We start from the raw sequence: 12,941 nt of genomic DNA on the forward strand, positions 1-12,941 counted from the left end.
CCTTTTGTCTACTCTCTTGTCATGAAAGCCCCGCACCTCGGGCATTTGTGCTCGCTGCAGGGGATCCCGCGCTGGTGCGGCAGCGTCGCGCCGCACTGCGGGCAGACGCAATCACCTTCCGGACCGGCGGCGAAGGGGCCGCCCATGCGGCCCGCGCCGCCACCGCGGCCCGCACCGCCACCGCGGCCCGCACCGCCACCGCGGCCAGCGCCGCCGCCACGGCCAGCGCCGCCCCCACGGCCCGCACCGCCCCCACGGCCCGCACCGCCCCCACGGCCCGCACCGCCGCCGCCTCCTGCTCCTCCTGGTTCCATCATTGTGTTTACCTCCTGACACTCGTTGTGCATTCCCCTGCGGCGCCAGCCTTCCCTCCGCCCGCGGCAACCGGGCATGGCAAAGGTATCGTGCCCCAGGGTGTTTCCCATCCAGGCCGCGACGACCTGGTCCAGGTCCCCCGCCACGAAGGGAATAACCTCGATGCCGTAACCGGCTACGATGGCCTGCAGGGTCCGGGTGATGGCGCCGCATACCAGGGTGCCTATTCCCAGCTCCACCAGCCGCAGCGCCTTGTGTGCCGGAAAATCCTCCGGCAGGGTCGCGCGCGTTTCGCGCAATATCCGTCCCGCCCCGACATCCCCGACATCCCCGACATCGATGATGTGAAGCTGGCGGGCGGTGTCGAAAACCGGCGCGATCCGGTTGTCCCAGGCCGAGAAGGCTGTTTTCATCGTCGTACCCCGTCCTTTGTGCCACCCTCTATAGAGCAAATGGCGGGCCAGAGGCGACGCCGCCGATCCGGTCGGGGCAAGATGTGGATATGGAATCAGATAGGGCTTGCAGGCGGGGGAGGGGGATCCCGGTAGGGTAGCACGGAGGCTACTTTACCGGGGTCCAATCGCTGCAAAAATGCAACTCTCGAGGTCTACTCAGCCCTGCACTCGAAGCTGGACGCGTCGTCGAGGTCGCCCGAGCCTTTATACGCCGCCGTCTGCGGGTAGGGGCAGAGGGGGCGCGAGCGCGGCTTCTGACCCGGGCCGGTGCTTGCCCGGATGCCTTCGGGTGCCTCGCCCGTTTCCACCCAGCGGTCGATCACCGAGAGCATGTCGGTGACGGCGGGGGCGTCGCCGCCGCCGCAGTGGCCGGCACCGGGGATCATGAAGAGGCGGACCGATCCGGCCGCCTCTTCAGGGTCCATCTTCTCCGTCATCGATTTGTAGAAGTCGATGGTGTTCCCCGCCGGGATCAGGCCGTCCGCCCAGCCGTGCGAGAGGAGGAGCTTCCCCCCCCGCTCGAAGAACCGCCGGAGTCCGTCGGCCGGGACGTCCAGGATGTCGCTCCCGGCCCGGAACGATTCGGCCAGGTCCCGGTCGTAGTCGAAGGAGCGGAAGTCCCACTTCGGATCCTTGAACACAATGTCGCGGAAGTAGGAGGTGGCCACCGGGAACGGTTCTTTGCCGCTGACCAGTGCCATCAGCTGCTGCTCGCTCCCCGGGGGGAAGCCGGCGAAGACCAGCTCCCCTGTGCGCGGGTTTTTCACCCCGGCGTAGATGTCACGGAGCGCCTCGACCTGCGGCGCGGTCAGGCAGTCGGCCTTGCCGCCGTCGCGGCACTGGAGCCGGGCGGGATCGAAGCCGCATCCCTCGGGGTCGGCCGCGATCCCGTCCCTGAGCCCGTCCTCGGGGTCGCATTGATTCAGAAAGGCCTGGTTGACCGCCATCAGTTTGGGCGCCGGGAGGGCGCGTGGTTCCTCGCTCATCGTGGCGTAGCCGGTCCAGAGCGTGCTCAGCATCAGGCCCACCATGGGGTTGGCCGGCGCCATCGCGGAGATGCCGTCGTAATCCTCGGGGTATCGGTACCCCTCCATGAGCCCCTGCCGGCCCCCCGTGGAGCAGCTGACCCAGAGCGACCTCTGCTCCTTGCGCCCGTAATAGGCGGCGATGAGGATCTTCGCCTTCACCGTCATTTCGTGCACCGCCCGGTAGCCGAAATCGATCAGCTTCTCCGGGTGGCCGACGGCGAAACGGGCGTCCATGCCGCTGCCGACATGGCCGGTGTCCGTCGCCACGGTGGCGTAGCCTTCCGCCAGGGGTTCGGCCAGCGCGGAATAGCTGATGCTGCCGGCCCACACCCCGTTGCCGATCCCGACCAGCTTGCCGTTCCACTTCTCGGCCGGCATCCAGATCTCGATCCTGATGTCGGAATCGGTCGTGGGCGTGAGCGTGGCGGTCACCCGGCAGAAGGCGGGTGCGGCTTTGAACGCGGCCGTACCTCCCGGCCCCCCCGCGAGCATCCCCCCGCCCCCGGGCGGGGTGAAGGCGCCCGCCGCGACCAGGGAGGCCGAGGTGATTTTCCCGTCCGGCAGCGAAAGCGAGGCGAGACTCTCGCAGGACGCAGCCCGGGTCGGCGCAGCCAGGAGGAGTGCGCCTGCGGCCGCCGCGCAGAATATTTTTGCCACATAGCTCAACATGGTTTTCTCCTTGAATAGCGGTTGAAAATCCGGGCTAGCGCAGCTCGAGGACCACGACCGATTTCGCCGGCAGGCGCAGGTCGAGCCGGCCCCCTTCCAGCTTCGCCCCCGTAAAGGGGACGGGGTGGAGCGTTTCCGGGTTTTCGAAAGTGTTGTGCGCATCCATGGCCTCCGCCGTCAGGACTCTGCCCGTGACCGCCGAGACCGGCGCGCCCTCGATTTCCACCGAGACTCCGCTGGCGGCGTGAGGATCGAGGTTCACCAGGCCGATCACGAGCGATCCGTCCTTCGCCCGCGCGGCCGAGGCGGTGACCCGGGGAACGGACCAGCGGTCGTGGCTGTAGGTGCCCGTCTCTACCTCGGCCGGGAGGGAGACGGCGTCCTGGAACGGACGGTACATGTGGAAGGCGTGATAGGTCGGGGTCCGGACCATCGCGGGTCCGTCGGTGAGGATCATCGCCTGCAGCACGTTGACGGTCTGGGCGATGGCCGTCATCCGGACCCGGTCGGCGTACTTGTGGAAGATGTTGAAGTTCGCCGCGGCCACGAGGGCGTCCCGCAGGGTGTTCTGCTGGACGAGAAACCCGGGGTTGGAGCCCGGCTGGGGCCGGTACCAGGTCCCCCACTCGTCGACATACAGCCCGGTCTTCACGCGCGGCCGGCCGCCGGAGCGCGCTTTTTCGAGCTCCGACAGGAGCGCGTCCTGCCGGGCGATGAAGCCGTCGATCCGGAGGGTGTTGGCAAGGGTCCGGATCCATCCCTCCTCGTCGAAGCCGGTGGCCGTGTCCTTGTCCTCCCAGCGTGGTCCCAGGATGGTGTAGTAATGGAGCGAGATCGCGTCCATCCGGCCCCGCACGTTCTTCATCAGGGTTTCGGTGAAGACCGTCTCGCCGTCGTGGTCGCCCGACGCCAGAAGCTCCGGCATCGCCCCGGGGCGCGTCTTCATGAAGGTGGCGTACTGGTTGTAGAGGTCGGCGTAGTACTCGGGGCGCATGTTCCCGCCGCAGCCCCAGGTCTCGTTCCCCAGGGCGTAGATGGAAACCTTCCAGGGCCGTTCCCGGCCGTTGGCCTTCCGTTCCCGCACCAGGGTCGTGTCCTGGTCCCCCGTCATGTACTCCAGCCACTCGGCCGCTTCCCGGGGGGTGCCGGTCCCGACGTTGGCGTTCACGTAGGCGTCGGCGCCGATCAGCTCGACGAAATCGAAAAACTCGTGGGTGCCGAAGGCGTTGTCCTCGGGGACCCCGCCCCAGTTGGTGTTGATGCGGACCGCGCGCCGCTCCCGCGGGCCGATCCCGTCGCGCCAGTGGTATTCGTCGGCGAAGCAGCCGCCGGGCCAGCGCACCATCGGGACCCGAAGCTCCCGGAGGGCGGCGATGACGTCGTCGCGCAACCCCCGGGTGTTCGGGATCGGGGAGTCCTCGCCGACAAAGACGCCGCCGTAGATGCCGCTTCCCAGGTGCTCCGAGAACTGGGCGTAGACATTCTTGTCGATGACGGGGCCCGGATGGTCGGCCCGCACGACGACGGTGGTGTCGGCCGCCGCCACGGCGGAGGCGGGCAGGGCGGCCGTCAGCAAAAGCGTCAGCGCTCTGATGAAAGGTCTCATGGATGTACCTCCGGTCGGTTGTGTCTTTCTAACGGATGAAGTTGCCCGTGCGCAGGTCGGCGAATGCCTGCTCGAGCTCCTGTTTCGTGTTCATCACGATCGGGCCGCCCCAGGCGACCGGCTCCCGCAGGCGCGGCCCCTCCAGGAACATGAAGCGGAGCGGCCGCTCCGCGGCCGAGACCACGATCGTGTCCCCTTCCCCGAAGAGGAGGGCCGATTTTTCGGCGTAGCGCGTTCCCGCCACGAGAGCGTCCCCCTCGAGCAGGAACAGGAAGCTGTTTTGCTCCGGACTGGTCGGGAGGGCCAGGGTCTTCCCCTCCTTCAGCTGAAACTCCATCACCGTCGCCTGGAGGTGGTGGGGAGTGCGGCCCGCCGCCCCTTCCCACTCGCCGGAGATGACGCGCAGGCGGTAGTCCTCCCGGGCGATCTCGAGGGTGTCCTCCCGGCGGATATCGAAGTATTTCGGCTCCGTCATCTTCTCCCGCGCGGGGAGGTTGAGCCAGAGCTGCAGCCCCAGCATGCGGCCCGAGGGTTGCGGCATCTCCTCGTGCAGGATGCCCGAGCCCGCCGTCATCCACTGTGTCCCCCCGTCGGTGATCACCCCGCCGTTACCCAGGCTGTCCTTGTGGACGATCTCCCCCCGGACCAGGTAGGTGACGGTTTCGATCCCCCGGTGCGGGTGCATCGGGAACCCCCGGACGTAGTCATCCGGGTTCGTGCTGTCGAAGGAATCGAGCATCAGAAAGGGGTCGAAATCCTCCACGGTGTCCCGCCCCAGCACGCGCACCAGGCGCACCCCCGCCCCGTCCACCGTCCGCTCGCCCCGGGCGACGCGCACCACTTTCTTTTCGGCCATGGCCTTCCTCCTTCCGGCGTGGGAAATGTCCTGTCGATCGTTGCCCTCCATAGTACAATGCGGGTCATGAAAAGACCAAAATCCTTATCGCTGCTGGCGCCGGTGCTCGGCGTGGCCCTGTTTTCGTCCCTTCCGGCTGCGGCGGCGGAGAAGGACAACATCGCCCTGCGCCGCGCCGCCTGGCATTCGAGCGCCGCCAACGTCGACAACACCGCGCAGCTGGTCGCCGACGGCGTCCTCGGAACCCTCTCGGACGAGGTCATCGACACGGGCGGCACCTCCGCTTCCAACCCCACCTACGGGCAGATGGTCCCGGGACGGGTCGAGAGCGAGTGGATCAGCGCCGGCGGGGGGGAGGAGTGGGTCCATCTCGATCTCGGGGCCGGCGCCCGGATCGGGAAGGTCACGGTGTACTGGGGTTCGAGCTACGCGGTCGAATACGACCTCCAGGTGTCGCAGGACGCCCGCGCCTGGCAAACGGTTGCGGGCGCCCGGGGCCGGGCCGGCGGCGCGGTGGCGACGGAGATCGATGCGCGTGCCCGCTACCTGCGCGTCCTCTGCCGGACCTCCTCGGGCGGCGACTACCGGATCCGCGAGATCGAGGTCGGGGGGGAAAGCGGCCCGCCTTACCGCCTCCCGCCGCAGCCCGCCCCGGAGGAGGACGGGACGCAGCGGCTGACGGGCGGCAACTGGAGGATCGAGCGCGCATCGCTGGTGAAAGCCGACGGCGCGACCCTCAGCGCGGCAGGGTACGACGATTCCGGCTGGCTCCCGGCCACGGTGCCCGGCACCGCCTTCGTCTCCTGGCTCCGTGCCGGCGCGGTCCCCGACCCCTATTACGACGACTGGCAGTTCCAGGCCTCCGACATCTTCTTCACCGCCGATTTCTGGTACCGAAACTCGTTCGAGATCCCGGAGGCGCAACGGGGGCGGCGGGTCTATCTCGACTTCGACGCGATCAACTGGAAGGCCGACGTCTGGCTCAACGGCCGCCGGCTCGAGAACGACCTCGCGGGGTACGCTCACTCGATCGAGGGCGCCTTCATCCGCGCCCGGTTCGACGTCACGGCGCTGGCGCGCTTCGGCGGGCCGAACTTCCTGGCGGTGCGGATCTACCGCAACCGGACCCCGGGGCTGGTCACCACCCAGGGGCTGGCCGAAGGGCCCCTCCCCAACGGGGGGGAACTCGGGCAGGACAACCCCACCCTGCACGCGGCGGTGGGGTGGGACTGGCTCCCCACGATCCGCGGCCGCGGCATCGGAATCTACAACGACGTTACCGTGACCTGCGGCGGGAGCGTGCGGCTCGAAGACGCCTGGATGGAGACCGATCTGGACATCGTCGAAACATCGGCCAACCTCTCGGCCCGCAACCTGGCGCTGGGCCGGACGGTGACGCAGCCCGCGGGACAGGGGGGGGCGGACCCCGCCCACGTCGCCGATAACGACGAGAGCACCCAGTGGATCGGCGCGGACGTCGACGGTGCGGGTTTCACGGTGGATCTCGGGGAGGTGACGGCGATCGGCAGCCTCGAGCTGGTATGGGGGAGCGAAACCGGGGGCGCCGCCGCCTCGGCCGAGAGCCGGCATCCCGCCGAGTTCAGCGTGCAGGTGTCGGATGACGGCGCCGGCTGGAGGAATTTCGATTCCTATGCGGGGGGCGAAGTGGACACCGGCTGGTTCGGCGTCCGGCAGGCCGACCCGGCGCCCGGTACCGGGGAGCATGCGGGGTTCGACATCTCCAACGGGGTGCCGGGGCCGGTGGCGACGGTCAAGGTTTCCTTCGCCGGCAACGACGCATTCCCGGTGCGGATTCCCGTGCAGCAGAAGGCGCGCTACGTGCGCTTCACGGCAACGAAACGGAGGGAGGTGGCCGAGCAGGGGAACCGGGTGGTGCCGGTCAGGGTCAGGGAAATCCGGATCTATGCGGAAACCGCGGCCGAAGTCGCCCAGAGCATGGTCCGCACCTACGCGCTGGACGACTCCCAGGCCGAGCTCAGCTTCCGGGCGGACGTGCACAATTACGGGCCGGAGCCGGCGGAGGTGACGCTCGAAGGCGTCATCACCCCCGGAGACGTGCGCTTTTCCCGCACGATCAGCGTCCCGGGGAACGGCCGCCGGGAAGCTGTGATCGACGGCATTCTCCTCAACGACCCGGAGCTCTGGTGGCCTAACACCTACGGGGGGCAGCCGCTCTACACCGCCACGGTGACCGCCCGCCGGGCGGGGGGCGTCGAGGACCGGTCGAGTTTCCGGTTCGGGGTGAGGGAATTCACCTACCCCATCGACGGCAACCGGCTCACGATCTACTGCAACGGCACCCGGATCGTGGCCAAGGGGGGGAACTGGGGGATGGACGACGGCCTGAAGACCGACACGCCCCAAAAATACGACGACAAGATGCGGCTGCACGCCGAGGCCAACTTCACCATGATCCGCAACTGGGTCGGGATGACCAACCACCGCGCCTTCTACGAGGCGGCGGACCGCTACGGCATCCTCCTCTGGGACGACTTCTGGCTGGCAAACCCGGCCGACGGCCCGAACCCGGACGACGAGAGGATGTTTCTCGACAACGCCGTCGACAAGATCCGCAAGGTCCGGCGCCACCCGTCGCTCGCCCTCTACTGCGGCCGCAACGAGGCCAACCCGCCGAAAACGCTCGACGCCGGCCTGAGGCGGCTCACCCGGGATCATGACCGCACGCGGATCTACATCCCGAACTCCGCCGCCGACCCGGTGGGGAGCGGCGGGGGCTACGCCGTCGCGGCCATGCCCAACCGCAACGACGGGACGGGGATCCGGGAGTATTTCAACGAGGTCCCCTACGTCACGCTCCGGAGCGAATGCGGCATCCCCAACGTGCCGAGCCTCGAAAGCATGCGCAGGTTCCTCCCCGAGGAAAAACTCTGGCCCATCAACGAATCGTGGGCGCTGCACGACTGGACCTACCACATGAACGGGCCGGCCAATACCTACATGGACGCGCTGCAGCTCTACAAGCCCGGCGGCTTCACCGTCCCCACCGACCGGGTCCAGGGGCAGAAGCCCGACCCGTCCGACCCCGTCTTCGCCCGCTACAGGAAGGAGATCCTCGAAATGGTGGCGGCCGCCGGGCGGGCCTACACCCTGGAGGAATTCCAGAGGATGGCCCAGATGATCAACTACGAGAACTTCAAGGGGGTGTACGAGGGGCTGACGGTGAAGCGCTCGAACGGCTTCCTGATGTGGATGAGCCAGTCCTCCTGGCCCAGCTTCATGTGGCAGACCTACGACTGGTATCTCGACACCAACGCCGGCTACTTCGGCGCCAGGGCGGCCAACCAGCCGACCCACGCCGTCTGGGACCCGCGCGACGACGCCGTCGTGCTCTCGAACCTCTCGACGGCGGCCTATTCCGGCGTCGTCACGAGTCTCAGGGTATTCGATCTCGACGGCCGGCCGGTGACGGATCGGGAGTGGGTCACCCCTGCGCTCGGCCCCGACGCATACGGCATCCGGCTCGGGACGGCCGATTTCTCGCAATCCCCCACCGACCTGGTCTTTATCCGGCTCTCCGTGCGGGACGGATCCGGCCGGCTGCTGGGCGACAACCTCTACTGGCACAACCGGAAGGACTACATGCGCTACGAGGGGCTCAACCGGCTGCCCGAGGTGCGCCTCCGCGCCGCGGTCTCGCCGCGCGTCACCGTCGACGAGGAAAGGGGGCGGGGGAACGTGCGCTACACCCTCACCTTCCGGAACGACGGGCCCGCCCCGGCGGTCCAGACCCGCATCCGCACCCTGGCCGGGGAGGCGGGGCGCGACATCCTCCCCGCCTTCTACAGCGACAACTATTTCGGGCTGATGCCGGGGGAGAGCAAGACGGTCACCGTGGAGTTCGATCCGCGCCGCCTCGGCGGGGAGCGCCCGCGCTTCCTGCTCGGCGGCTGGAACACCCGGCCGGAGACGATCGAGCCGGTGGAATGAAAACGATATGCCCCTGGAAAAATTCCGCTCGATCGAGGAGATGAACGCGGCGCCCGTCCGCAAGACGGCGGACGCCGCGTTCTGGCGCTTCCGGCGCCACTCGTCCCGCTACCGGCGGATCGTGCGGACGGAGCGTCCACGCGGAGTGTTCCGGTTCCGGTCGCTCCAGGAGGCACAGGCCGCCCGAAGGAACGGGTGACGGCGCGTCAGTGGACCGCCGGTTTCGATTGTTTGGCGAAGAAGGCGTACACCGCCGGCAGCGCCGCTTCGATGACGGGACCGTGGCTGATCCCCGGCATCTCCACGTACTCGTGCGTCAACCCGAGTTCCCGGGCCTTGGCCACCCAGCGCTGCGTGTTGGCGACCGGCACTACTTCGTCCGCGTCCCCGTGCACGAAGAGGATGGGGGTTTCGGGGATCGCCTTCATGCTGTCCGGGTCGATGGTGAAGGCCGCGGCGGCGATCGGGGCCAGCGCCGCCCAGATCGAGGGGTATTTCACCCCGAGGTGGAGCGTTCCCGCTCCCCCCATGGAGTGTCCCATCAGGTAGATGCGCCGCTCGTCGACCTTGAACTCCCCGCGGACGAGGTCGAGGACGTGCATCACGTCCTTCTCGCTCAGTTCGTTCAGGTTCTCCGGGTCGTCGGGATTGGAGAACATCGAAGGCTTCGGCTTCGCGGCCGCCCCTTCGGATCCCGCGGGCTTCGGCTTGGGCCCGAATCCTTTCATGGAAATGCCGTACCAGCCGCGCACGTTGTATCCCATCGGGCCCACGAGGATGTAGCCCCCCTCTTCGGCCAGTTCGAGGGCCTTCGCCCCGAACATGATCGCCGGCCCCGCGCCCAGCCCGTGCAGGGTGACGATGAGGGGGGCTTTTTCCTCCTTGCGCACCTTGGAGGAGATGAACAGCGCGTACTCCATCTTTTCGCCGGTTTCCTCGAAGAGGTAGGACCGCATCTGGACGCGCGGGTCGACCTTCATCGGCATGAAGTCCCCGCGCTTTGCGGGGGGCGCCTTGCGCGCGTCCCGGGGCGCGGACGGCTGGGAGGAAACGGGCGCGATCAGGCCGAAGCCGAGGCCGAGCGCGGCCAGGGAGAGGGTGACGACGGTTCTGCGGATAGGGTTCATGACGGTTCTCCAGGTGTGGTTTCGGTAGACCCCCACGGGGGGCGGTTCAGCGTTTCGTTTCGTAGAAGGTGAGGGCGACCCCCCCCTGTCCCATGCGGGGGCTCGAGCTCAGGTAGCGCCCCCCGTTCAGCCACGCGTAGGGGCCGTCCACCCGGACTTCGAAGGTGGGCGCCAGCCGGTTCATGGTCCCGCCGTTGCGCACCAGGATCACCTCCCCTTCCTCCGTCTGCCAGAGGTAGCGGGCATCGATGGTGGGTGGGCTGGCCAGGTTCTGGTAGTCGGCGCCGCCCGGCAGGACCTTGCCGCGGATCCTGCCGCTTACGCTCCCGCCCGTGATCGGGATGATGTTGCGCACGCGGTCGCCCGCGGGCCCCACCATCTGGGTCGGCCCGAGCGTCACGTTCTCGTCGATCAGCATCGCCCCGCGCTCCTCCTCGGGCCCAGCCTTGCGGTAGTCCCGGGGCTGGTCGGGGAGGCCCTCAGGCTTGGTCACCCGGACCGGATCCTTGTCCTGTCCCCCGGCGACGACGGCCGAGACGTCGAAAACGGCAATCGTCATCTTTCCCGCCGCCTCGTCGACCGTTCGACGGGCGGCGTAGGTCCCCCGGTTGAGCCAGGCGTAGGCGCTGTCGTTCGGCGCCTCGAACGCGGGGACCATCCGGACGTCGCCCGGGTCCGCCGCCGTCCCCGCGCCCCACATGTAGATGTACTTCCCGTCCCCGGTGCGCAGGACGAGGATCTCCTCGATCTCCATGCCGCCGGGGAATTCCAGCTGGAGGTCGAGCCCGCCCGGCATGACCGAGCCCCGGATCCTGGCGCCCGATACCGTCCCCCCCTCGACCACCAGTACCTTCCGCTGGCCGTAGGGCGTCCGGCCGAGGTCGTGGACCGTGCCGAGGAGCAGCTGGGCCTCCAGCACCGGCACCCCCTCTTCGGGCGCCGGGATCCCTTCGGGCATCCCGCAGGGCCAGGCCCGGTGCGGGACGAGGACCCTGTTTCTCCCCGCGCTCCGCGACCCCTCCGGGGCCGCCCCGCGCAACGGGTGGCCGGGCAGGGCGAGGAGTGCGCCGAGCAGCGCGAGGAGGGTGACGGTGTTGCGACCGTAGACTTTCATGACAGGACCTTTCCGGTTTCGCACGCTTCCCTCGTCAGGGAGCCGTGCATGTGTAGGAGGCCGCCGCGCCCTTCGGGCCGCCGACATATTTCGGGTAGGCCGGGTAGGAGCACATCGGGAGGCTCCGCTCCCCCGCACTTACGGTCACGGCCGCAGGCGGCGTCCCCTGCTCGACCCACCGGATCAGCAGATCGAAACGGCTGAAGCCGCTGGGAATCGGGGCCGGCTCGATCGGGCGGCCGTCGCCGTCCACCGAATGGGAGGTGCCGCTCAGCCCGTGCCCCGTCTGCGGGAGCACGAAAAAGCGGGCGAAGGCATCGACCTTCTCCCTCCCCATCGCGTCGATGACCGACTGGAAATAATCGAGCTGCGCGCCGGGGGACGCCAGGGTGTCATTGGTCCCGATGGCGACGATCATCTTCCCCCCGCGCCGGAGGAAGGGCTCCAGGTTCGGGTCGGTGGAGTCGAGCGCCAGGGAGAGTTCGCGCCTCCGGGCGTCGAGGCGCCCCCCCTCGACGTAATCGAGCGGGTTGGCACCGAGGTCCTGCATCAGGAACCCCGTCACGCCCAGGGTTCCGAGATGGTTGTGGGCCGGGGCGGTTTCGGGCGCCCCTTCCTGGCCGCGAAAGCGTCGGGCGGCTACGATGCCGCTGCTCGCGGCGTCGGTGTTCGGCACCCACATCCCGAAGGATTGGACGCCATGGGCCAGGGGGGTCGCGAAGCGGTAGGGGCTGTAGACGAACTCGAGCGTGGAGATCTGGCCGTCGGTCAGGCAGGCGGCGGCGCTCGTGTCCTCGGGGTTCGGGTCGACATTGTCGGGGCAGCGCTTCGCCTTCCATGGATCGCGGCCCGGCTCGCCCCGCCTGACGTCGAAGATCGCCCGGCAGGCCATGTAGTTGTTGATGACCCCGTCGGTGAGCCCGTCCAGCCCGTCGCACTGCCGCATGAATTCCGCCCGGATCGCGTTGGTCTTGGCCGGGGTCACCCAGCGGGCCAGGGGCTTTTCCTGGATCCGGATCAGGTCGGGGGCGAGCATGAGGGTGGTGAGGCTCACGATCGGGACGTTGGCCGCCACCCCGTCATAGTCCGCGGGGTAGCGCTGGGCCACGGTCAGCGCCTCGCGCCCCCCCTGGGAGGTGCCGAAGAAGTAGTTGTAGCGTGGTTTTTTCCCGTACATCCTTTCGATCAGCACCAGGGCGGCGTCGTGCGTCTTCTTGAGCTGCATGTAGCCCAGGTTCCGGATCGCCTCGTCGTTGAGGGCCCAGTCGTCGCCCGAACCGGCTCCCGGCGCCGTCTTGCGGCCGAACCCGAAGCTCATCTGGTGCCCCGAATCGCTGCCATAGGTGGCGAACCCCCGCCCGATCAGGGAAGGTCCCGGCCCCATGTCCACCCCGCCCAGGAGGTTGGGGATCATGCCGTTCATCCCCCCGCCCCCGAGCTGGGCCGCACGGCCGCTCCAGGAGGCGGGCAGGACCACCTGGAAATGGATCGGCCTGGCGGTGGTTTCGGTGGAAACGGGGGCCATCGACCCGTTCACGCTGCAGTAAGCCGGGCCGGTCCCGGCCGCCTCCTTCCAGACGGGAGGGTCGAGCGTCACGGCCGAGACCGGTTCGCCGATGGCCGAGACCGGGATGGCGGAGCCGAGCCTGGCCGCCGTGCAGTCCCCGCTGCTGATTTCCTTGCCCGCCCCGGAAGCCCCGGCCTGCGCCGGGCACGGGGACGCCCCGGCGAAAAGGCCCGCCAGGACCAGAACACATCCCGCCCCTCTGCTCATTGTCCCATTCATCCGCACGTCTCCTTTT

At 68.6% G+C, this 12,941-nt stretch carries 8 protein-coding genes and 1 pseudogene; 2 read left to right on the forward strand and 7 right to left on the reverse strand.

What is annotated here, in order from left to right; translation table 11 throughout:
• Window positions 1-8 precede the first annotated feature (8 nt).
• The 4 genes and pseudogenes from GXY47_09020 to GXY47_09035 all read right to left on the reverse strand — a co-directional run bounded on the left by GXY47_09020 (window position 9) and on the right by GXY47_09035 (window position 4,929).
• Window positions 9-206 (reverse strand): annotated as a pseudogene (locus GXY47_09020) (hypothetical protein).
• Window positions 207-922: 716 nt separating this feature from the next.
• Window positions 923-2,467, reverse strand: a complete 1,545-nt coding sequence (locus tag GXY47_09025; GenBank protein ID NLV31285.1) for a tannase/feruloyl esterase family alpha/beta hydrolase — start codon at window positions 2,465-2,467, stop codon at window positions 923-925.
• 34 nt (window positions 2,468-2,501) lie between these two features.
• Window positions 2,502-4,073, reverse strand: a complete 1,572-nt coding sequence (locus GXY47_09030; GenBank protein ID NLV31286.1) for an alpha-N-arabinofuranosidase — start codon at window positions 4,071-4,073, stop codon at window positions 2,502-2,504.
• Between the two features lie 28 nt (window positions 4,074-4,101).
• On the reverse strand, window positions 4,102-4,929 hold the full coding sequence (locus GXY47_09035) for a pirin family protein (GenBank protein NLV31287.1): 828 nt from the start codon (window positions 4,927-4,929) through the stop codon (window positions 4,102-4,104).
• 66 nt (window positions 4,930-4,995) lie between these two features.
• Here GXY47_09035 and GXY47_09040 point away from each other — a divergent pair, with 66 nt between their 5' ends.
• On the forward strand, window positions 4,996-8,898 hold the full coding sequence (locus GXY47_09040) for a hypothetical protein (protein NLV31288.1): 3,903 nt from the start codon (window positions 4,996-4,998) through the stop codon (window positions 8,896-8,898).
• 7 nt (window positions 8,899-8,905) lie between these two features.
• Window positions 8,906-9,097, forward strand: coding sequence for a hypothetical protein (locus tag GXY47_09045; protein ID NLV31289.1), 192 nt, complete (start codon window positions 8,906-8,908; stop codon window positions 9,095-9,097).
• A 7-nt stretch (window positions 9,098-9,104) separates the two neighbouring features.
• On the opposite strand, the gene GXY47_09050 is transcribed toward GXY47_09045, so the two are convergent.
• Genes GXY47_09050 through GXY47_09060 form a run of 3 tightly spaced genes read right to left on the reverse strand, consistent with a single transcriptional unit; the run spans window position 9,105 to window position 12,913 of the window.
• Window positions 9,105-10,025 (reverse strand): prolyl oligopeptidase family serine peptidase, encoded by a 921-nt coding sequence (locus tag GXY47_09050; GenBank protein NLV31290.1) that lies wholly within the window; start codon window positions 10,023-10,025, stop codon window positions 9,105-9,107.
• A gap of 46 nt (window positions 10,026-10,071) precedes the next feature.
• Complete coding sequence (locus tag GXY47_09055) at window positions 10,072-11,139, reverse strand: DUF3237 domain-containing protein (GenBank protein NLV31291.1); 1,068 nt, start codon at window positions 11,137-11,139, stop codon at window positions 10,072-10,074.
• Window positions 11,140-11,173: 34 nt separating this feature from the next.
• The gene (locus GXY47_09060) at window positions 11,174-12,913 is read right to left on the reverse strand and encodes a tannase/feruloyl esterase family alpha/beta hydrolase (protein ID NLV31292.1); all 1,740 of its coding nucleotides are present in this window, start codon (window positions 12,911-12,913) and stop codon (window positions 11,174-11,176) included.
• Between the last annotated feature and the right edge of the window lie 28 nt (window positions 12,914-12,941).

This window comes from Acidobacteriota bacterium (genome assembly GCA_012729555.1).
In the GTDB taxonomy this organism is placed as follows: Bacteria; Acidobacteriota; UBA6911; order UBA6911; family UBA6911; genus UBA6911.